The sequence below is a fragment of the Succinivibrio dextrinosolvens DSM 3072 genome (genome assembly GCF_900167015.1).
In the GTDB taxonomy this organism is placed as follows: Bacteria; Pseudomonadota; Gammaproteobacteria; order Enterobacterales; family Succinivibrionaceae; genus Succinivibrio; species Succinivibrio dextrinosolvens.
Map to the genome: position 1 here is coordinate 25,153 of NZ_FUXX01000020.1, position 21,493 is coordinate 46,645.

General features: G+C 39.4%; 21 protein-coding genes. 18 read left to right on the forward strand and 3 right to left on the reverse strand.

The features are described 5' to 3' along the window. The first annotated feature begins 12 nt into the window (after positions 1 to 12). The 6 genes from pepT (at position 13) to serA (ending at position 7,244) form a co-directional block, all read left to right on the forward strand. Positions 13 to 1,296 (forward strand): peptidase T, encoded by a 1,284-nt coding sequence (gene pepT, locus B5D46_RS06685; RefSeq protein WP_078928807.1) that lies wholly within the window; start codon positions 13 to 15, stop codon positions 1,294 to 1,296. A gap of 10 nt (positions 1,297 to 1,306) precedes the next feature. Beyond that, entirely contained in the window at positions 1,307 to 2,185 is an 879-nt protein-coding gene (gene rfbD, locus B5D46_RS06690; RefSeq protein ID WP_078928808.1) for a dTDP-4-dehydrorhamnose reductase, read from the forward strand. After that, entirely contained in the window at positions 2,186 to 3,574 is a 1,389-nt protein-coding gene (locus tag B5D46_RS06695) for an efflux transporter outer membrane subunit (protein ID WP_078928809.1), read from the forward strand. It begins immediately after the preceding gene. 1 nt (position 3,575) lies between these two features. Further along, a complete protein-coding gene (locus tag B5D46_RS06700) occupies positions 3,576 to 4,382 on the forward strand; it encodes an exodeoxyribonuclease III (RefSeq protein ID WP_078928810.1) in 807 nt (268 codons plus the stop codon). Positions 4,383 to 4,830: 448 nt separating this feature from the next. Then, the gene (locus B5D46_RS06705) at positions 4,831 to 5,940 is read left to right on the forward strand and encodes a 3-deoxy-7-phosphoheptulonate synthase (protein WP_078928811.1); all 1,110 of its coding nucleotides are present in this window, start codon (positions 4,831 to 4,833) and stop codon (positions 5,938 to 5,940) included. Between the two features lie 68 nt (positions 5,941 to 6,008). Continuing rightward, complete coding sequence (gene serA, locus B5D46_RS06710; protein WP_078928812.1) at positions 6,009 to 7,244, forward strand: phosphoglycerate dehydrogenase; 1,236 nt, start codon at positions 6,009 to 6,011, stop codon at positions 7,242 to 7,244. A gap of 141 nt (positions 7,245 to 7,385) precedes the next feature. Here serA and B5D46_RS06715 read toward each other — a convergent pair whose 3' ends face one another. After that, on the reverse strand, positions 7,386 to 7,625 hold the full coding sequence (locus B5D46_RS06715; protein WP_078928813.1) for a hypothetical protein: 240 nt from the start codon (positions 7,623 to 7,625) through the stop codon (positions 7,386 to 7,388). Positions 7,626 to 7,799: 174 nt separating this feature from the next. On the opposite strand from B5D46_RS06715, the gene B5D46_RS06720 reads away from it, so the two are divergent. After that, positions 7,800 to 8,039 (forward strand): hypothetical protein, encoded by a 240-nt coding sequence (locus tag B5D46_RS06720; protein ID WP_078928814.1) that lies wholly within the window; start codon positions 7,800 to 7,802, stop codon positions 8,037 to 8,039. 103 nt (positions 8,040 to 8,142) lie between these two features. After that, positions 8,143 to 8,334: a YqaE/Pmp3 family membrane protein gene (locus B5D46_RS06725; protein ID WP_078928815.1), complete on the forward strand. Its 192-nt coding sequence runs from the start codon at positions 8,143 to 8,145 to the stop codon at positions 8,332 to 8,334. A 31-nt stretch (positions 8,335 to 8,365) separates the two neighbouring features. On the opposite strand, the gene B5D46_RS06730 is transcribed toward B5D46_RS06725, so the two are convergent. After that, positions 8,366 to 10,003 carry an AAA family ATPase gene (locus B5D46_RS06730; RefSeq protein WP_078928816.1) on the reverse strand — a complete coding sequence of 546 codons (1,638 nt, stop codon included), beginning with the start codon at positions 10,001 to 10,003 and terminating at the stop codon, positions 8,366 to 8,368. 394 nt (positions 10,004 to 10,397) lie between these two features. Here B5D46_RS06730 and B5D46_RS06735 point away from each other — a divergent pair, with 394 nt between their 5' ends. Next, complete coding sequence (locus B5D46_RS06735; RefSeq protein ID WP_143675621.1) at positions 10,398 to 11,294, forward strand: hypothetical protein; 897 nt, start codon at positions 10,398 to 10,400, stop codon at positions 11,292 to 11,294. Positions 11,295 to 11,366: 72 nt separating this feature from the next. Here the strand turns inward: B5D46_RS06735 and B5D46_RS06740 are convergent, their stop codons facing one another. After that, positions 11,367 to 11,759 (reverse strand): hypothetical protein, encoded by a 393-nt coding sequence (locus B5D46_RS06740; protein WP_078928818.1) that lies wholly within the window; start codon positions 11,757 to 11,759, stop codon positions 11,367 to 11,369. A gap of 630 nt (positions 11,760 to 12,389) precedes the next feature. On the opposite strand from B5D46_RS06740, the gene B5D46_RS06745 reads away from it, so the two are divergent. From B5D46_RS06745 to B5D46_RS06785, 9 genes are all read left to right on the forward strand, one after another. After that, the gene (locus B5D46_RS06745; protein WP_159443043.1) at positions 12,390 to 13,346 is read left to right on the forward strand and encodes an ATPase, T2SS/T4P/T4SS family; all 957 of its coding nucleotides are present in this window, start codon (positions 12,390 to 12,392) and stop codon (positions 13,344 to 13,346) included. Between the two features lie 126 nt (positions 13,347 to 13,472). Continuing rightward, a complete protein-coding gene (locus tag B5D46_RS06750) occupies positions 13,473 to 13,931 on the forward strand; it encodes a TrbC/VirB2 family protein (protein ID WP_078928820.1) in 459 nt (152 codons plus the stop codon). A gap of 28 nt (positions 13,932 to 13,959) precedes the next feature. Beyond that, positions 13,960 to 14,259 carry a VirB3 family type IV secretion system protein gene (locus B5D46_RS06755; RefSeq protein ID WP_031492552.1) on the forward strand — a complete coding sequence of 100 codons (300 nt, stop codon included), beginning with the start codon at positions 13,960 to 13,962 and terminating at the stop codon, positions 14,257 to 14,259. A gap of 2 nt (positions 14,260 to 14,261) precedes the next feature. After that, positions 14,262 to 16,709 (forward strand): VirB4 family type IV secretion/conjugal transfer ATPase, encoded by a 2,448-nt coding sequence (locus B5D46_RS06760; protein WP_078928821.1) that lies wholly within the window; start codon positions 14,262 to 14,264, stop codon positions 16,707 to 16,709. A 2-nt stretch (positions 16,710 to 16,711) separates the two neighbouring features. After that, positions 16,712 to 17,383: a VirB8 family type IV secretion system protein gene (locus B5D46_RS06765; protein ID WP_159443044.1), complete on the forward strand. Its 672-nt coding sequence runs from the start codon at positions 16,712 to 16,714 to the stop codon at positions 17,381 to 17,383. Further along, positions 17,376 to 18,308, forward strand: coding sequence for a P-type conjugative transfer protein TrbG (trbG, locus tag B5D46_RS06770; RefSeq protein ID WP_078928823.1), 933 nt, complete (start codon positions 17,376 to 17,378; stop codon positions 18,306 to 18,308). The genes B5D46_RS06765 and trbG overlap by 8 nt, the downstream gene beginning before the upstream one ends. A 2-nt stretch (positions 18,309 to 18,310) precedes the next feature. Continuing rightward, positions 18,311 to 19,672, forward strand: coding sequence for a TraB/TrbI/VirB10 family type IV secretion system protein (locus tag B5D46_RS06775; protein ID WP_078928824.1), 1,362 nt, complete (start codon positions 18,311 to 18,313; stop codon positions 19,670 to 19,672). Further along, a complete protein-coding gene (locus B5D46_RS06780; protein WP_078928825.1) occupies positions 19,647 to 20,417 on the forward strand; it encodes a hypothetical protein in 771 nt (256 codons plus the stop codon). The genes B5D46_RS06775 and B5D46_RS06780 overlap by 26 nt, the downstream gene beginning before the upstream one ends. Before the next feature lie 9 nt (positions 20,418 to 20,426). Then, positions 20,427 to 21,332: a type IV secretion system protein gene (locus B5D46_RS06785; protein WP_078928826.1), complete on the forward strand. Its 906-nt coding sequence runs from the start codon at positions 20,427 to 20,429 to the stop codon at positions 21,330 to 21,332. Positions 21,333 to 21,493 lie beyond the last annotated feature (161 nt).

The window sequence follows — 21,493 nt, forward strand, 5'->3', positions numbered from 1 at the left end:
TAAGGAGTATATATGCAGACAGGAAATTCAAAGGACTTTGACAATCTTTGCGGAGTTGATCCTTTAGTTAAGATTTTTTCTGATCTGATATCCTTTGATACCAAGGCAGACGGAAGTTCAAAGACTGTTCCTTCATCCGTGGGGCAGCTTCGTTTCGGTGCCTATCTTTCATCCGCTATATCTGAGCTTGGCTATGATTCTAAACAGGATGAGCACGGAGTTGTAACTGTAAAGGTTCCTGCATCAGAAGGCTGTGAAAAGGCAAAATCTCTGTGTCTTTTAGCTCATATGGATACAGCTCCTGACTGCAGCGGTGCCAATGTAAAACCAAGACTTGTCAGAAAATACAGTGGAGATGGAATTAAGCTTGATAATGGTCTTACCATTACTCAGTCTTTCTGTCCTGAGCTTGCCTCTCACATTGGTGAGGATATCATTGTGACCGACGGTACCACGCTGTTAGGTGCTGATGACAAGGCTGGTATTGCCTGTCTTCTGCTACTCCTTAGAAATCTTAAAACCGACAGCAGTCTAAAGCACGGTCCGCTTAAGATTATCTTTTCAGTTGATGAGGAGATCGGTCTATCCACAAAGTATCTTGATGTAAAGAATATAGACTGTGATTACGCTATAACCGTGGATGGAACCGAGTTAGGTGAGCTTGATGTTGCAACCTTCAATGCTTACGGCGCCATCGTAAAATTCCACGGAACTTCAGTACACACTGCGGTAGCCTACAAAAATCTTGTAAATGCTATTACTCTGGCAACTGAATTTATAGGCATGCTTCCAAGAGATGAGAAGCCTGAGAATACCAGAGATAAGGAAGGCTTTTACCATGTTCACGGTTTTGAGGGTGAGGTTGAGTCTTCCAGAATAAAAATGATCATTCGTGATTTTACTGATGAAGGTATGAAAAAACGTCTTGATTTTGTAAAATCAGCAGTTGATTTTTTAAATAACAAATACGGTCAGGGCAGAGTAGAGCTGGATCTTCAATTCCAGTACGCAAATATGGAAGCGGTCTTAAAGCAGAATCAGGAAATTCTGGATATCTGTACCAAGGCATACAAAGATGCTGGTGTTAAGGTTGTTTTAAAGAGTGTTCGCGGTGGAACTGACGGCTCAAATCTATCAAATCAGGGACTTCCAACTCCGAATATTTTCACCGGAGGTCTGAACTGTCATGGCCCTTACGAGTGTCTTCCTGTTGATTCGTTCAACAGCTCATATAAGGTTGTGGAGGCACTTGTAAAACGAATGTCAAAAAACAAGAGTTCAAAAGCTAAAAAATAGGTTGTTTTATATGAATCCGATTCTTGTAACAGGTGCCAGAGGTCAGGTAGGCGTTGAGGTATGTGAGAAACTTCTTATCTTAGGTTACAAAGTGATAGCCTGCGGTCATAGTGATCTTGATATCACATCAGAAAATGAGGTTTCCTCTCTGTTTGAATCAACTCCTATTTCTCTTGTGATTAACTGTGCCGCATACACTGCAGTTGATAAGGCTGAAGATGAGGAAAAGGCTGCCTACGCAGTTAATGCTCTGGGGCCTAAAAATCTGGCTTTGGAATGTAAAGAACGAGATATCCCTCTGATTCATATTTCAACTGATTATGTTTATGACAATGGTAAAACAGGTCTGCATACAGAGAATGAAGGAACTGGAACACGCTGTGTTTACGGCAAGACCAAGCTTTTTGGCGAACGTTTTATTTTAGACAGCGGTGTTCGCGCTGTAATCCTGAGAGCAAGCTGGATTTTCGGCCGTTACGGAAAGAACTTTGTAAAGGCTATGGCTAATCTTGCAGCCTCAAGAGATTCACTTAAGGTAGTCTGTGACGAGTTTGGTAATCCTACCCCCGCCAGAGCTTTAGCAGACGACATCTGCTATATTGCTGATTCCATTTTAAACGACAGCTGTACAGATTTTGGTGTTTACAACTACTGCGGATATCCTTCAATTGTAAGAAACGATTTTGCCAGAGTGATTTTAGATAAAGCACGTGAAATCGGAATGCTCTCCCATGATGTTGAAGTACATCCAATCACATCAGAGGAGTTTGGGGCAAAGGCAAAACGTCCTGCCGATTCCCGTATGAATTCAGACAAGTTTGCAAACACCTTCAGAAGAGACCTGCCAGACTGGCGTCTCTATCTTGAAGAAACCCTCAGAGGACTGTAAATGTTAAAAAAGCTTTCTGTTGTATGTATGAGTGCATGCCTGTGCGGATGCAGTCTGTTCTTTACTGATTATAAAGCGCCGGTTTTTCCGACAGTTGCCTCATATCATGATGCCTACCGTTTTGTTGGCGCTCCTATTGAGGCTGAATACTGGAAACAGTTTAAGGATGAAAAGCTCAATACTCTGATGGCGGTTGCTCTTAAAAACAACTTTGATATGAGAACTGCATATGTGAATGTAGAGAAGGCTCTTATCAATGTTGATATTGTTGCCGCCAACGATCATCCGACAGCATCTGCATCCATAGGCTCAACTGCAAAGAGAGCATTAGATTATCATGATTCCACTCATAAGAGTTCAAGTGGCAGCTTCTCCTTATCCTATCAGCTGGATTTATTCGGAAAGCTTAAAGCTGCAGATGATGCCGCCTTTGCAAACTATCAGGCAACAGCTTACGATTATCTTGCAATGAGACTTACCGTGATTGAATCAACGGCTGCAGCCTACTGGCAGTATGCCTATGCCAAAGAGGCGGTAGCCATCGGCGAACAGGATTTAAAGGATTCCCAGGTGCGTCTTGCTCTGGTTCAGAACAAATTCTCTGCCGGTGCAGCTGATTCTTTAGACGTGGATGATGCACATATCAATCATCTGAAGGTTCAGGCAACACTGGATTCACGCAGAAACAACCTTAAAAAGGCCAGAACAGCACTTGCAACCATGTTAGGTTCAACTGCAGATCATGACTTTGAGATAGCTTCTCTTGATGATTCTTCGGTACCTGAGTTCTCTTTATCAGTTCCATCAGAGCTTCTGGCAAGACGTCCTGATCTGATGAAGGATGAGGCTACCCTTAAAAAGGCATATGCCAACTATAATGAGGCCAAGATGGCATTCTTCCCTGATTTTACTCTGACTGCAGGAATAACCTCCGGTGATTCAGGTACTATCGGAAGATTCCTTGCTAATCCGGTTGGTGCTCTCGGCTCATCAGTTACCTTCCCGTTCCTGAACTTCAATAAGCTTACAAAAGAGAAGAAGAGCGCAATGAAGGATATCGATCTTGCAAGCATCAACTTTGTTGCTGATTACGTCAAGGCTGTACAGGAAGTTTACGATGATATCTCCAATGTGGACTACTATCAGAAGTCTCTTATGACCTATAAGCATTCATATGAGCTTGCTGTTCGTAACTACGAGCGCTACAAGGTAAGATACGAGTCTGGTCTGGTTGCTCTGACAGACTTTTTGACCTCAGCTGACACCATGAGAAATGCCAAGATTTCCTACCTTGAGGCCAAGCTTAATAACCTTAAATCCACCATGGCACTGATGACTGCTATCGGCGGAGATAACGACAACAGAATAGACGAGATTGTTAAGGACTAATATGCAGATTACCCTAAGTTCATGGAATGTAAACGGCATTAGAGCTGTTGCCGGCAAAGAAGGCTTTGACTGGTTCCGTAATTCATCCTATGACGTGATTGGTCTTCAGGAGACCAAGGCCAGTGTAGATCAGCTTGATGATTCTCTTAAGACAAAGCCTGGCTATGAGAGCTTTTTCTGTTCATCAACTGTAAAGAAAGGTTATTCAGGTACAGCTGTATTCTCAAAGCTGAAACCTCTGTCTGTTGAATATGAGCTCCCTAGTCCTGAATTTCAGGGGGAGGGCAGAATCATTCATCTTGAGTTTGAGAAGTTCCATTTCTTCAACGGTTATTTCCCAAACGGAGGAGCTGCAATTCTAAACGAGAAGGGCAGACCTACCGGTGAATTCAAGCGTGTTCCTTATAAGATGGGATTTTTTGACTGCTTCTTTGATTATGCTCAGAAGCTGCGAGAGGATAAGCCAATTGTTGTCTGTGGCGATTTCAATATTGCACATAAGCCAATTGATCTGGCAAGACCTAAGACAAATGAGACCAATACCGGCTTCCTGCCACTGGAGCGTGCATTTTTAGACAGAATGGTAGATGCCGGATACGTAGATACCTTCAGACAGGTAAATGGTGATAAGCCTGACTGCTACAGCTGGTGGTCATACAAGACCTTTGCAAGATCAAAGAACATCGGATGGAGAATTGATTACTTCTTTGTCTCTGATGAACTTAAAAATAATATCGTTGATGCAAGAATCGAGAATGAAGTTTTGGGATCTGATCACTGTCCTGTAACTCTTGTGCTTGACATCTAATATTCCTTTTGATATTTGGATGGTTCTGCCTTGTCAGAACCATCCTTTTTCGTCTTTATCCTTTCTAAAATTTTATTAAACACTCTCTTTTTTACTGATATTTAATCTTTGTGCCGTCAAAATAGGCATTTTCTGCACATATATTGAGCATTGCACAAATTCTGAGCAGTAAAATTTTCAAAGCCGTTTTAGCCCCATTTTACTTGAATAAAATTTCAAACCGTATTTATAATGAACTACAGACTTTTATGAGAGTGGCATTGTAAGGTTTGCCACGTAATAATTTGATAAATAACTTTTAGGATGAAAATCGTGAATACTAATAATATATTTTTAAAAGGGAGTGCTCCTTGTAGCATATTTAAGCAAAGTAATTCTTCAGCTTTAAAGAACTCTTTTAACTATTATTATTGGCGATTTTATAACTTTAGATAATTAGGCGGTTTATATGACTATTGACAAGAATTTGAACCTTACCCCGCCTAATGAAGCGGGGCATGGTATCGTAGATACGAGAATCAGCGAAATGTACCAGGTAATTCCCCCAATTGCCGTGATCGAGAAATTTCCGGCAACAGATTTTACAAATAACGTTGTGGACCAGACAAGAAGAGAGATTCACAACATTTTCAACGGTGTAGATGACAGACTAGTTGTGATTGCAGGACCTTGTTCTGTACACGACACCAGAGCTGCTTTTGATTATGCAAACAGACTGATGAAACTTCGTCAGAAGTATCAGGATCAGCTTGTTGTTGTAATGAGAGTTTACTTTGAGAAGCCTCGTACCACTGTAGGCTGGAAGGGACTGATCAATGACCCAACCCTCGATGATTCACATGATATCAATCAGGGCTTAAAGATTGCCCGTAAGCTTCTATGTGACATCAACAGTCTTGGTATGCCAGCAGCTACTGAGTTCCTGGATCCTATCACTGTTCAGTACATCGATGACTTTATTTCATGGGGTGCTATCGGTGCCCGTACCACAGAGTCTCAGCTGCACCGTCAGCTGTCATCAGGTCTGTCATGCCCAATCGGCTTTAAGAACGCAACCGATGGCTCTGTAAAGATTGCAATTGATGCTGCTATTGCTGCTGAAAATGAACATACTTTCATGTCTGTTACCAAGATGGGACATGTAGCAATTGTTCATACCAAGGGCAATGAGGACTGTCACGTTATTTTACGTGGCGGTAAAGAGCCTAACTACAGCTCAAAGGATGTTGAGAAGACCTGTCTTGCTCTTGAGAAGGCTGGCCTGAAGCCAATGGTTATGATTGATGCTTCTCACTCAAATTCTAACAAGCAGTACAAGAAGCAGGTTGATGTTTCTCGTGATGTTGCTGCCCAGATTGCTGCGGGCGACAACAGAATCTTTGGTCTGATGCTTGAGTCAAACCTGGTTGAGGGACGTCAGGATCTTCCAAAGGATTTAAGAAATCTTGTATACGGTCAGTCAATTACAGATGCGTGCATCGGAATTGATGATACAGAGCAGATCTGTGCGATGTTGAATGAGGCCGTTTTAGAGCGCAGAAAGCGCAACAAGAAATAGCAAAGTGATTTAGTGCCCGCCATCTGACGGGCATTTTGTTTTAATAAGTATGTATCATAGAGGTTAACATGCAGCCTTCATTATCTTTAGAAAAATCAAAGATCAAGATCCTTCTTTTAGAGGGAGTTGATCCAAGTGCTGTAGATGCATTAAACAAAGCTGGATATACAAATGTTGAGTATCAGAAAAAGGCTCTTGATGGTCAGGAGCTTTTAGATGCTATCGAGAATGTTCACTTCATCGGTATTCGATCTCGTACTCATTTAACAGCTGAAGTTCTGCAGCATGCAAAGAAACTGATCGGTATCGGCTGTTACTGTATTGGTACAAATCAGGTTGATCTTGAAGCTGCTGCAGCTTTGGGTATTCCTGTATTCAATGCTCCATTCTCAAACACCAGATCAGTAGCTGAGCTTGTTACTGGTGAATATCTGCAGCTGTTACGTGACATTCCTGCCCGTAATGCTCTTCTACACCGTGGTGGCTGGAACAAGGCAGCAAACGGCTGTCATGAGGCTCGCGGCAAGACTATCGGTATTATCGGCTATGGTCACATCGGAACTCAGGTTGGTATTTTAGCTGAGGCTTTAGGTCTTTCAGTTATTTTCTACGATGTAGAAAATAAGATGGTTCTTGGTAATGCAAAGCAGGTTAATACCTTAGATGAGTTACTTGAGAATTCTGATATTGTTACTCTGCACGTTCCAGAGCTTCCAACTACCAAGAATATGATTTCAAAGGCTCAGTTCGCCAAGATGAAGGATGGTGTTCGCTTCCTGAATGCATCACGCGGAACTGTTGTTGATATCGAAGCACTTTGTGAAGCTTTACGTTCAGGTAAGGTTGCAGGTGCAGCTGTTGACGTATATCCAAAGGAGCCTTCAAAGAACGGTGAGGAATTTGTAACTCCTCTACGTGAGTTTGATAACGTAATTCTGACCCCTCACATCGGTGCCGGTACTGAGGAAGCTCAGAAGAACATCGGTACTGAGGTATCAGAGAAGCTTGCTCTGTATTCAGATAACGGTTCTACACTTACCGCTGTCAACTTCCCAGAGGTATCTCTTCCAACCAAGAGAGCAGAGGTTTCAAGACTGCTTCACGTTCACAAGAATGTTCCTGGTGTAATGCGTCAGATTAACGAAACCTTCGCCAAGCTAAATATCAACGTTGCTGCTCAGTATCTGCAGACTACCGCTGATATCGGTTATGTTGTTATGGATATTCATACTGATAAGCCACAGGATGTTGTTCCTTCACTGCGTAACATCGAAGGTACTCTGAAGTGCAGAATTCTGTACTAATCGGGGAATATCAGTAGATAATTAGAAAAGATCTTCCGGTTTGAAGAATGTTCTCGGAAAGGAACTTACTTTGGATCGGAAGATTTTTTTTGCGTTAATTCTTCAAGAAAAATCTCTGTTTGAGCTTTACTCTGTTTTCTTTTAAGAAGCGCTTGCTTTTCTCTCAGTCATTTCTTCGTTTTCAGAGAACAGGTTGGTCAGTTTTTTTCCTTTCTCAATAATGAGCTGCATCAGCTTCTCTTTGTATTCCTCAAAACTGATTTTGCAATCGATACAGTCATTAAAGATTTGCTGTTCTTCTGCGTTCATTGGTCGTCTTAAATAAAGATCGAATAATTCCTTATAGTTGGCAAGAGCCTTTAATTCCTGTGCTTTATCCATTGTTTTTTCCTATATAACCATATATTTACGGGGAACTATATGTTTGTTTGATTTAGAGATAATACAGATAAAAGCCTAGAAAAGAATTAGCAAATAGAATTGCTGCTAAGTCTAGCTAAAGTCTTAATTGATACACTACTGATACTGCAATCATATCTTACATAAGGATTATCAATGAGTTCTCTGACGGAGAAAGACTCTCTTCTTGAGGAAGTATCAGCCACTGCTTCTTTTATTTGCTATAGATTTCGATTTGATGCCCCTAAACCAAGGGAAATACTAAGAACAGAAGAATTGAGTGATTTTCTTTATTCTGCTTCACCAGATAAAATCAATGCGGAGAAGATTCGTAAAGAGTTAGAGGAACTTAAAAAGCCATATCTCAACAAACCAGTTGTTCTATTTGACGATTAAGTAATAATTTGAAGAATAGAAAAGCGCTTATAAAATGAGATAATAAGCTTTATACCAGACCAGCATTCCTGTTTTTTTGTTTTATTTTTTTTAGGACAATATTATGCGTTTAATTATCGCTTTAATCCTTCCATGGCTAACCTTCTTTACAATTGGTAGACCATTATCAGGCATTATATGCCTTATTCTGCAGCTCACATTAATTGGCTGGCTGCCAGCTACAATTTGGGCTGTATTTGCATTGAATGGCTATAACACTGACAAGAAGATCGCAAAAGCTCTAGGAAAGGAATAAAGAAAACTTCTTATGGTCTGGTCTTTAAAGGTCAGGCCATATCTTTATCCACAATTTTATATCTGACTATTTTTCTATTGTCATTCGATCCATCAAAGACACATGCAATTTGAACAAGCTCTCTTGCCTCTAGATATTCTGAACCATATTCCTTCTCTCTAATCTGATTTACGGCTTCCTCTAGTAGAGAATCTACGTTATTACCGTCATCAGAGTATTTCAGCTCAAGGACAATTCTTCTTTTATCAAGATTTATAAGAATATCGCTTCTTCCTTTAAAGTTGTGTTGCTCTGCTCTAACATCAACACCTTTACCCATCAGATAAACCTGGATAATAGCTCTGAGAGATGGTTCATCATGTATAACCTGATTTCTATCATAAACAACAGCTGAAAGTACACTATTTAATAAAACTATTAGTTCATCAGCTGAGCTTGTTTCTAAAAGATTAACATTATTGTAGGTAACAATTTCTACGGCTTTTGAGAATAGTTTTAGTCCTAGAAGTCTGCACAGGGCAGTTGATACTTCTTTGTTTGCAAATCCAAGTAACAATGTAGAACGATTCTGGTTGATATCTGATTTTAGTGTCAGATATCCTGTCTGACACATAAGAACATTCTCATTGATATTCAGTAGCGAGGTTGGATTAACGAAATCGTCATAAATGACTTCGATCTCTGAAGTCTGGAATTTTTTAAGATCGATTTCGTGAGATTCCATGTAGTTTCTAAGAATCGATGGTATGCCGCCAACATCGTACCAGTAATCTCCAAAAAAGACCTCTTTGTCAGAAGCCAGTGTCTGTAGGAATGTGTTTACAGAGTAGGTGGAAAAAACTTTGTTTCGAAATTTGTTGTCAAAACAATAGCTGTCATAGTGCTCAGCCATTCTGTCCAAAAGAGATTCTATTTCAGAATCAGTAACTAAATCTGGAGTTTTTTTATTCTCGAAAGCTGCACCTAGTTTTAAATAATCAATGTAAAATCTCTTAATTTCTTCTCTTGTGAAACCGATCATCTGAGAGAAAGAATGCTCATAACTTAAATCTTTTATATCTGATCCTACAGAAAAGATTGATACATCCTTAAGACGGGTTACACCTGTTACAGCAAGAAATTTAATATGTTTTTCTCCTTTTAATACAGCATAGAATTTGCGAATAAGATTTCTGAAATCTTCATAAAGCTTAGGAGTATTTATATTTGCTGTTAGCTGGCAGTCATATTCGTCAATAAGCAGAACAATCTGCAAATCATCAGGCATAGCTGTGAAAAGATTTCTTAAAAGATTATCTAGCTTTGAATCATCAGTATATTTTTTTATATTTAATTTTGCTGCGAAATCTCGAATGGTCTGGCATATACTGTAATTAAACTCGTCAACATCTGTTGTTGAGTATTTAAGAAAGCTCAGATGCAGGACAGGATATTTATCCTGAGTCCACTTGTCATAAATCCATGTTCCTTTAAAGTAAGGCTCAACTCCTTTTTCAAAAAGGGTTCCGATTGTGTTTAAAGTTAGAGATTTACCAAAGCGGCGAGGACGAGAAAAAAATACACGTTCATGTTTTTTTATAAGATTATAGATATATTCAGTTTTATCTATATAGATACAATTGTTCTGAATAAATTTTTCTATATTTTCTGATGACGCAATTTCTTTCATAAAATAGTCCTTTCTATACTGGATTTAATTATAACAAGACTCTCTCCGATACGTGCTGAGGTTATCTTATTTTTTTTAGATATGTTGTTTTTATACTTATATATAAGGATCTTTTCCCTATAAAAATGTAAAGAACCACCGATTGCTCCCTCATAAAAATGTATTACTTCTCTTTTTCTTATTGTTATTTCTGCATTTTTTTATAAAAAGATCTTTCTATCATCTATAATGAAAATATCAGAGCCTATGACCGATATTAGAATACAGGCTCTAAAAGATTTAAATACATATAAAGCAAACAGCCAGGGTATTCTCCTTTTACATAAGGTTTAAAATTATTATGACGTTCAGATCCAGATTTTTTAAAAGTATTCTGTTATTGCCTGCACTGTGTATGACTCCATCATATGCAGCAATGCAGTCTGGATGGGAGCTGTCAACCTCATATATCTGGAGACTTGCTGATGATTCTGACTATGTCTTTACAAAAGGATCTCCTGCAAAGATTCTTCAGATGGACAGAACTATACGACACAGACAGGCAGTTCTGAATGTCGTTCAGTCATTAACTAAAAAATTTACTTTCCGTGTGGGCTGTATGTATCAGAGTCAGACTCCAGCCTTGGGACTTGATCTGACTACTTTAGACATAGGCATTCGCGATCTTGAGCGCGGATTTGTATATGCAAGAGTAATTGTAGATAACGGACAGGAGTATTCTCTGCGAGGTGAAATCATTCCTCCTGCAAGGATCATATTTGCTCCGCTAACTGCAGCTCAGGAAAAGAAACTTTCTGATCTGTTTTTGCAGCTATCTGAAGGCGGTAGTCTGAAATTTGCTGTTCTTCAGGGAGAGAATACCGATCCGCGAGTCTATAAGATTCCACTTGAAGGCTTTTTTGATATATCAAAAACAGTTCTTGATGACTGCAGGAATTTAAGTTCTCTTGCAAAAGATCACCGTGGACCAGTTGCTTTATTACCTGATTATATTTCTAAAGAGCCTAAAGGTCTTGCTCCTAAGGATTACTCTGTAAAGCCAAAGAAAGGCTCAGACGGATTAACACCTGAACCGGATGTGCCTGAAGACACTATTGATCCTGTAAGTGAGCCGCAGACAAAAGAAGCTGAGCCTGAAATCAAGCCATTTGAGCCTGGTGGTGGAGCCGCATCAATCGGTGAAGATGGAAAACCAATCATGGCAACAGAAGAAAAGACTGAAGAGAGCAATCTCGGAACAGCAAAATCAATGCAGATTGGTGATGACGGCAAGCCTGTAGAACAGCAGTAGAGATTCAAAAAATGCAAACGGGAAAGAACTTTCGCTCTTTCCCGTGCATCTTTAATCCTCCCTTAGAAGATATCAGAAGAAATACTGTAGCATCAGCGACCATGCGACGTAGCCTAAACATGCAAGTAACATGATTGGGACTGCAATTGAGAATATATCTCTGATAATGTATCCAAAGTCCTGAATCATTGCTCCGCAGAATACGAATGGAGCCTTCATCTTCTGAGTCATATTAAGCTTATCAAATTCAGCTTTAAATTCGCTCCAGCTTATCTGATTCCTGAAGAAAGCAAATACGAAGCTGTAGTCCTCATTATCATTAACGTTATCATCAGGGAAGAACTGATCATCTGCAAAAGGATCATCATCTAAACCTGAGATCTGGACTTTCTTCTTTGGAATCTCAAAATGCCAGTCAGAAGAATGCATGTGTTCTGGAGAAATTAATCTGTTGGTTATAGTCATAACGACCTCCAGTAGCTACTTATGTTTGTTTGACTGCTGTGGAAACTTTAAAATTTAAAAAGCAAAAAAAGTTAAAGCAAAATATTTCCACCTTGCATTTTAAGAATAGTTCAGTTTTAAAAAATTGCCTTATCCTATTTATTAAACTTTTGTTGTTTGAGAGAATTATTTCATTTTTTTATAAGTCTGCACTATGTTTGTTCAATAATGCACTGAAAAATAACAAAATCTAAAATACTATATTTGAATTTATAATAATATATTATACAAGCTATGGTTACAAAAAAATGACTTTGTAAATTTAATTTGCCTAATATTGTCAAAAGTAGTAACTATTACTATTAATTTTTTTTCGTAAACGTTTGATTCTATCTTACTGACACAGGCGTAATCTTTATTTAAGTCACTTTATATTAGTTTGGACTTGTCTGATAAAAAATTGCATTTTCTTTTGTTCCTTAGGATAGACTTAGAAAACACCTTTTGTATTGTTTTTTAAACAAAAAAGCTGTTATTCGAGAACTGTCTTTTTATATTGCTTTCATATAGTTATTACGGTTTTTCACAAAAAATGCCCCCTTTAGCCGGAGTCCTGTTTTTTTTTACCTGATAATGGTGCCCGAGGTAAAAATGAATAGCACATATGATCTGCACAAAGATAATCTCTACAGCTCTCTTTATGAGACCCTGGGGGAGAGAATCATCAGCTCCTTTGATAAAAAGAATATTGAAGAGCTGATGCTTAATCCTGATGGAAGACTGTTTGTTAAATATGCAGACGGACATTGTGCGCATGAGGATACGTTATCAGAGGCTCGTTCTGAAATTGTTGTAAGAACAGTGGCTTCTATCAATAACATGGATATTGATATTAAGGCTCCCATTGTGGAGTGTGAGCTTGAAAGATTCAATGCCAGATTCTCTGCACTGATGCCTCCCTTATCTAAGGGAACCTGTTTCTGTATTAGAGTTTTAAAGGCATTGAACTTAAGTTTTGACGAGCTTGTTTCATGTAACTTTATTACTGAAAGACATGCAGAGATAATTGATAGTCTCATAAAGAAGCGTATGAATTGTCTTATATGCGGACAGACAGGCTGTGGCAAGACCAGTTTCATCAATTCGATATTAAACAGAATCGCTTTACTGGATCCTGCCTGTCGCATTATCTGTATTGAAGATACTCCAGAACTGAAATTAAGCATTGATAACAGTGTCAGTCTTTTTACCTCAAAAAATATTTCAATGAGCGCGCTTCTCAGGACCTCTCTAAGATTGAGTCCAGACAGAATTGTTATAGGAGAAGTTCGTTCAGCTGAGGCATTGGATATGATTGATGCCTTTTCTACCGGTCATAAGGGAGGTGTTGCCTCGATTCATGCTGGCTCTGCTCTTCAGTGTCTGGACAGATTAAAGCTTTTAATCTCCAAACATCCTTATGCTCCGAAGAAAGGAATAGAAGAGCTAATTGCTCTGTCTTTAGATGCAATCATTGTTTTGGGTAAGTCCCCGAATCGTCATGTGGAAAACATTGTTTATATAAAAGGCTACAACATTAAAGGCTATACGCTTGATTACGTTATCTGATTTTTTCCTTTAGAACAAATAAACGAAAAGGCTGTCTTAAAGTCAGTCTTTAAGTGCAGCAAAATTTCCTGAATAAGCATTCTGTATTTCACCTGATGTGCTTTTTAATCATAACTGAGGTATGTAATGAACAGATTTATAGTTACACTTGTTACTCTGGTTTCTCTGTGTGCTGTTGTTGGTTCTGCTTTTGCTGCAGATACATCATCCAGCGCAGTTCTGCCGTATGAGAACTGGCTTAAGACTATTCAGAAATCTTTAACCGGTCCGGTGGCCTTCTCAATCTCCATTATCGGAATAATCTCCTGTGGCGTGACTTTAATCTTTTCAGGCGGTGAGATTAACCGTTTCATGAAGTCTGTTATCTATCTTGTGTTTGTGATGACTCTGCTTGTTGGCGCAAACAGCTTTATGTCCAGTGTCTTTAATGGAGCAACCATTGCTTTTAGAGAATCAGATGAGCGTGTGGTTGAAAAGGTATATTCAGACTATTCAAGAAGATGCCGTGTAAGTCATGTAAGCTCAGTCTTATATAAACAGAATGTCTGTTCACAGAATGGTGACGAGAATAGTGCCATAGCCTGATAGTCTTTGCCTTTACCGATTATTTTTCATGAATAAAAAACATCAGATCTATCCTTCATTATTAAGAGTACATACTCTCTTCGGCGCAGAAAGAACTCTGTTTCTGCTGTGGCTGATGATGTGTATGCTGGGTTTTACTCTGAATATCTCATTATCAGGCTCAATAGAGACTGTATTAATGCTGTTTATAGGCTGGTGTGTAATTGCAAGACTTACGAGAGCAGATCCCTTGTTCAGACAGGTCTATATAAGAAACATCAGATACAGAGCTTTTTATCAGGCACAGCCATCTGAGTATTCAAAATACAAGAATAAATATAACCGATAACTATGCTTCTTCCATCCACCTTTATGCTATGCGGCATTATTCTTCTGCTGCTTTGTGCTTTTGTTACAGTTGGGCTTTTTCTTCCATATAAGAGATTCTCAAGACAATACAGCTTTACTGATCTTCTGGACTATGCAGTATTAGGTCCAAAGGATACCGTAATTCTAAAAAACGGTGCTCTGATGAAGGTTTACAGAATCATTCCGGTATGTACTTCATATCTTAGTGAGCATGATGCTCATAAGATTCACTCTATGTTATGCAGCAGCATTAAAAAGCTGGATAAGACCTATATGGTCAACTGCGATGTGATTCGTTCTGCTGATTTAGATAAGGAGGATTCTGTTTTTTTCGGTTCTAATGCTGCAAGACGTCTTTATGAGAAACGTTCAGAGTATTTTGAGCGTAACCGTACGTTTAAAAACGAATTCTTTATCAGCTTTACAAGATTAAACAGCTCAGTTGGTTCTGATGACATCATCTCATTATTAAAAGGAGAGAAGTTCTTTAGGGAAAGTCTTATCTCTGAGATTGACTCATTTAATCATGAGGCTAAAAGCTTTATCGAAGGCTTCTCATCTGTATGTAAAATTAAGGAGCTGGGAATAAGTCATGGTAAGAATCAGAGAGAAAGCTCTGAGACTGTGAATTTTCTCTACAGCTGTATTAAGGGGGTAAATACTGCGCTTAGCTATCCTTCACATCGACCTCTTCTGGATACTTTACTTTCAAGTGAGGATTTTATTCCTGGAAAATGTCCAAAACTTGGGAACAGATATATCGGTGTTATAAGTATTGATGGATTTCCTTTGACATCAGATTTTGGAATGCTCAAAGCCTTATGCACTCTTCCTTTTGAGTACCGTTTCTCAAACCGCTTTATCTCCTACTCATCCATTGAGTCATCTTTAAAGCTGGCCTTGCTGCGTCGTCTCTGGATTCAGCGAAGGAAGTCATTTTTCTCCATGTTCTCATCCTCTGCGGACAGTGAGGTAAACAAAGATGCAGAGGAGATGGTGGAGAATGTTGATGAGGCAAGAAAGTCCATGGCCCAGAAAGAACATAATTTCGGTGCTCTGTCATCAACTCTGATTATTTTTGATGAATCCATTGAGTCTCTTGAGCGGAAGGCTCAGATGTCTCTTAAGGTCTTTGAAAAACTTGGCTTTAGTGGACGAGTGGAGACAGTTAACGCTACTGACGCGTACTTAGGCTCATTGCCAGGACACAGTATTGAGAATTTAAGACGAGCCATGGTTTCAGGTGAGGTTGTAGCTGATCTGATGCCTCTTCATAAAAATTATCTTGGGGAGAGACGGTCTCCGAATAAAGGCTATGGTGAGAGTGCACCTCATCTTATGACAGTGGTTTCATCCGATTCAGAGAAGGCTTATCTTAATCTGCACGTAAAGGATCTTGCAAACTGTCTGGTGGTCGGTCCTCCTGGAAGCGGCAAATCAGTCTTTTTAGGTTCTGTTCTTTTAAGCCTTCTGAAATATGAAGGCATGAAGATTTTTGCCTTTGATAAAGGTCAGTCCTTCTATGCTCTAAACAGATTCCTAAATGGACGTCATATATCTCTTAGTGATGCATCTTCAGAGAGATTCTGTCCGCTTTATGATCTTGGAGATAAGTCAAAGATTACTGAAGGTGCTCTATTTATAGAGAAACTCTATGAATATGCTGGTAAAACACTAACAGATTCAGAGCGAGGTCTGATTTTCTCGACCGTAGAATTACTGTCTGAGAATCCTTCGTATAGGCACTCTTTAACTGATTTTTACAACCTTTTAAACAATACCGAGCTTAAAGGTTCATTAAGACAGTATATAAGGAGTGTTAATCCGCAGAGTCCTCTTGATGGCAACGAGAATCCTAACCTTAATTCTCCTCTGACCGTCTTTGAGTGCGGGAACTTTTTTGAGAGCGGAAACAGGAATCTCTATCCTGTTCTAAACTGCATTTTCTCTCAAATCAACAGCGAGATTCTGAAGGTTAAATCCTCTGCAATCATTATTGATGAGGCATGGCTGATGCTTTCAAACAGCTATTTCTGCTCACAGCTTCTCTCCTGGATTAAGACTGTAAGAAAGCACAATACCATGGTGATTCTGGCAACTCAGTCGGTTAATGATTTTGCAAGAGCAAAGCTTCTTGAAGATATCCTCGACTGTGTTAAGACCAGAATCTATCTGCCTAATGCAGATATAAAAAGTCCTTCTCTTAAGGAGCTTTACTCAAAGCTTGGCTTAAATGAGCTTCAGCAGCAGGATATTTTTGAGGGAACTCCTAAACGGGATCTCTTTCTTCATAAGGAAGGGAATTTCATGAAGTTCAATCTGGCCATATCAGAAAGTGAGCTTAAGCTTTTATCCTTCACTGCCAAGGACCGTTCTGAACTGGATCTTCGCTTTAACAGTGAGGGCGGGGAATTTGTATGGGAGCTCTAAAAATGTTTTTACACAAAAAGAAAAATAACAGCTCTGTTACTTTAAACAGTATCTCTAAAGAGCTTTATATGAGAAATGCCATTCCGATGGTTTTAGGTATTGGAGGTCTTGCTCTTGGCTTTTTCTCACTTGCTTACCTTATGGTCATCCATAAAGAGCCAAAAGTTATTCCATACATTGTAACAGTGGATCGACAGGGAAGTATTCTCGCTTCAGATGAGCTCAAGGCTAATGAGAATATTCCGGAAACAGCTGTTGCTGCCTTTATGTGTGATTTTATTGAAAAGGTGTTTTCTATCTGCCATGACTCTGATCTGCAGCGCGAGTATGTTCGCAGAGGGTACTCAATGGTTGATCTTGAAAGTCAGGCTCGTAGACATCTGGATGCCTACTATAACGGCTCTGAGCTCTTTAAATCCGGAATAAATACTTCACAGACTGTAAAAATTGAGAGTGTCTCAAGACTTTCTGATAACAGCTTTGCGGTTGATTACACCCTTATTACCGAGAAGTTTGATGATCTCACTGAAAAGCATTACAAGTCTGTCCTAAGCTACAGAATCGGCAGTATAAGCTTTGAGAATGTGGAGCAGCTGAGACTGAATCCTCTGTCATTGCTTATCTACGAGATTAAGACCTCAAGAAAAATAACCAAGGAGTCTGAGAATGCCTAGGAGAACTGTACTTGCTACCATGTTTCTGCTCTCCTTTAACGTTTTTGCAGAAAGTTATGACGATTATAGCTATTCTGATTCAAATCTTGATGCAAGAGATCTGAGCACTATACAGAAACTTGATGCTCTGGATAAAAGACAGGTCTCAGCTCAGGCTGTACTGCCAGGTCAGGTGGTGTTTTCCTATGGAAGCGGTATTCCAACTGTTGTCTGTGCGCTTTTTGAAATCACAGATATTTCCATGGAGAAGGGCGAGCGCGTCTTTACCGTACAGCTTGGTGATTCCACAAGATGGCTTATCGACAGTGCTGTATCAGGAAGCGGAGCAGATAGAACAGAGCATATTGTGGTCAAGGCTCTGGATAACGGACTTAAAACTTCACTTATCATTACAACCAACAGGAGAACATATCACATCGCGCTTAAATCATCGCAAAAAGATTTTATGCCGGCAGTAAGTTTTAACTATCCAGGAACCTCATTAAAGCTTAACCCTTCTTATTATGATGTAGAGGAGAGCAGCAGAAGATTTGATTATTCTCTGGCATCTTCACAAAGGGGAACTTCGGATTTTTCTACTGTTTCCTATCAGTATGAACCTACTGATGCTACAAGATCAGCAGGAGAAAGACGAAACTATGCCTACTCAGTTGAAGGTGATGATTCTATTCTGCCTTTAAATGCCTTTGATGATGGCGTTAACACCTATATTCAGTTGCCTCCGGATCTTCATACCGAAGATCTGCCTACAGTATTCAGAGTTACAGAGGAGGGACTTCCATTCTTTGGAGAGGAGAAAACTGCGCTCTTAAACTTCAGAGTTGAAGATCATACCTTTGTCATTGATGGTATTTACGAGCATCTGAGACTTGTCTGCGGTTCTGACAGTAATTCTATATACGCAGATATCATAAAGGAAAGCTAGTCATGTTTGAGAGAATCCGAACCGGTCAGGTTTCAAAGAAATGGGGCTATATCATTACCATCGGTGCTTCACTGTGCATTCTTATGATTGTACTTACAGGCTTTTTTTTCAATTCTCCGGAGAAGACCAGTGCAAAAACGGAAGTCAAACAGTACAGTGTAGAGTCCTCTCTGAAATATGCAGACAAGGTGGCCTCCAGTCTTACAAAGAGTTCCAATATTCAATCAGATGCAAAGTCTAATATTCTTCCATCAGAATACAATGTAAAGGAGGCTTTTGCAGATAACGTTTCAGATAGAACCTCCAGTCACACAGACGAAACAGAGAATAAGCATACGTCTCCTGCAGCATCTCTTGAGAGTGAGGATTATCTGCGTGAATATATAAAGTACAGAGAGAAGGGGAATCTGCTTGATAGGAACACCAGAGTTTCAGATGACTCATATACAGATGAGGAGAATTTTGTATCTGAAAATGTAAAGACCAGGCCTTTGCAGTTAAATCCTCAGAGGCAGGCGATGTATACCAGGGCAAAAACAGCTCCCACAAGAGTTGAGCTTAGATTCAATCATGATGAGGAAATAAGCCATTCTGGGAGTAATAAGGTCAGTGCTTCTCATAAAGAGGATGACAATGTCTTTTCCATATCTGATGAGCGCGAGTCAGGCTTTGAGAAGGAGAATCAGACACTGAGCAAATATGATGTCTTTGAGAGAGACAGTTTCACCCTTGACAATGAAGTGGTAAAACCTAAGACTCCTTTTGCTCTGATGCAGGGTACTGTAATTCCGGCGATATTGTCTACCGGTATTAACTCAGAGCTTCCTGGTCAGATTACTGCAATGGTGACTCGTGATATAAAAGACAGTATTAAAGGAAAGTTTCTTTTAATTCCACGTGGCTCAAAGCTGTTAGGTCAGTACGGGGCAACTGCAGCTTTTGGTTCTCAGCGTCTGTTTTTAGGCTTTAACCGTATTATCTTTCCTAATGGTCATTCCATAAACATCGGCTCAATGCCAGGCCAGTCTTCTGATGGCTTTGCTGGTTTTGATGCAGATGTAGACAATCATCTTTTCAGAATTATAAGTAACTGCTTTTTTCTATCCTCAATTACTACTGCAGCTTCATCAGTGCAGCAGTCCTATAGAAATTCAGCAGGTGTGCAGTCACTTTATACAACCCAGGCAAGAGAACTTTCATCTGATGTCTCTGAGGCTTTGAGCCGGATTATTGAGCGTAACATCAATCTGGCGCCTACTCTGAAAGTTCAGCCCGGCTATAAATTTACCATTTCTCTAACCAAGGATATTTTCTTCAAAGAGCCTTACGGAGCGAATCATGAAGAGTACTTTATTAAATACTAACTTTATTCTGCTATGTACCGTGTGTTATCTCATATTCAATCTGACTTATGCAGAGTCATATGGCATGACTTATCATCAGGGCAGTGAGATGCTGGATAAGCTTAATTCAACCTATAAGGCGATTAAAGCATGGTCTGAGGATAATACCCGTAAGGCAAACAGACTTGAGAAGTATTTTGAAAATGAGAATTCTCGAGAGGAGAACAATTCAAATTTTCAGAACAAGGAGTCCTGGAAAGAGGTTTACGAGCTTAATCAGAATTCCTTGATGCTTCTTGAGGCCAGCTATGCCTTTGCCAAAAGTACAGAGTCGGCAGCTGGGTATTCAGAAGATGCACTCAGATCAGATGCCTGGCTTAAGTGTTTAAAAAGCGAATCGTGTAATTTCAGAAAACTCAATCAGATGATTGATAATGATGCTCTATCCGTTTGTGCTCATACAAAAGAGAATGCTGTAAAAACACAAAAGATGCTGCTTGAAAGCATAGATAAGCTTAATGAATTCTCCATGCAGTCTGAGGAATCTTTAGGCCTTAATGATTCTATTGATACTCTCTCAAAGGTAAATGCTACACAGGCTAACGCACTGGTTCAGCTTACAGCTCAGGTTTCTGATCTGAACAGAATCTCCACAAGTGAAATTACTAAAGCTCATGAAAAGGAGCAGCTAAAAGAGAAGGCTGATGAGCTTTTTTTACGCAACAATAATCAGACAAAATCTCATCATCTTGATGTGACCATGTAGGAGGGGTAAGTGAAGCTTCTATTACTGAACCTTATATTTTTATCTGGTTCTGCTGCAGCTGTCGAACTTAATGCTGATGGGATTTTAAATTCTTTAATCGATGAGTTTGTCTCTTGTGTCAATGACAGTGCAGGTCCTATTCATCAGGCTGCTATGCGCCTGTTCTGGCTTCTGGTGCCTATAAATCTGGTGATTTCAGGCATCCGTTGTGTCTTTAATGGTGATTTTTCAGATTTCTTCTTTTCTCTTGTTACAAGTGTGCTCTTTACGGGAATTTTCTATTATCTCTTAAGCCACGACTATGCAATCGGCAAGTCCATTATCGACTCCTTTGTAACCATGGTTGATGACGATTATATGGGCCCGTCGGAGCTTATAGATCTGGTTTTCAATATCGACAGACAGATAAACAATCTGATGACTTCAAATGTATTAGGTCTGGTTTCAAAGCTTCAGATCGTTATCTGCATGATTGTTTTTTCAGTGGTGATGTTTTTTGTAATTCTGCGTTTTGTCAGCATTTATCTTACAGCTCAAATCCTATGTGTAATCGGAGTGTTTGTCCTTGGCTTTGGAGGTCTTAAAGCAACGAGATATCTTGCGGTGAACTATTTAAAGCTCCTTATATCAAAAGGTCTTGAGCTTATTACCGTGCTTATTATCACCAAAACTGGATGCCGAATTCTTAATGATGTTATTGATGCCACAAAACTTTATGAGGAAGGACTCAGCGTGTTAAAGCACTCTGAGTGTATGGTGATGATTTTTATTTCCCTTTTTATTTTTGTTTTATCCAAATCTCTGCCTCCCGTGATGTCTTCTCTGATGAGCGGTACTTCTGGTGGATTTGAGACTGGTTTAGGTCTGTCATTAAAGAAATACAGGTTTCTTATCAGCAGAAATTCAGGGAAATAGAGAATTCTGAAAGAAAAAAAGAATATTGAACATTGTAAGGAGTATATGAGTATCAATTTGAGGTATATGTCAAATACCCTCGGATAAATCCGAGGGCTTGCTAGTCAGCATAATATAGGTACAAGCGATACCAATTGGTAATCTCCCTACACTGCCAGCAT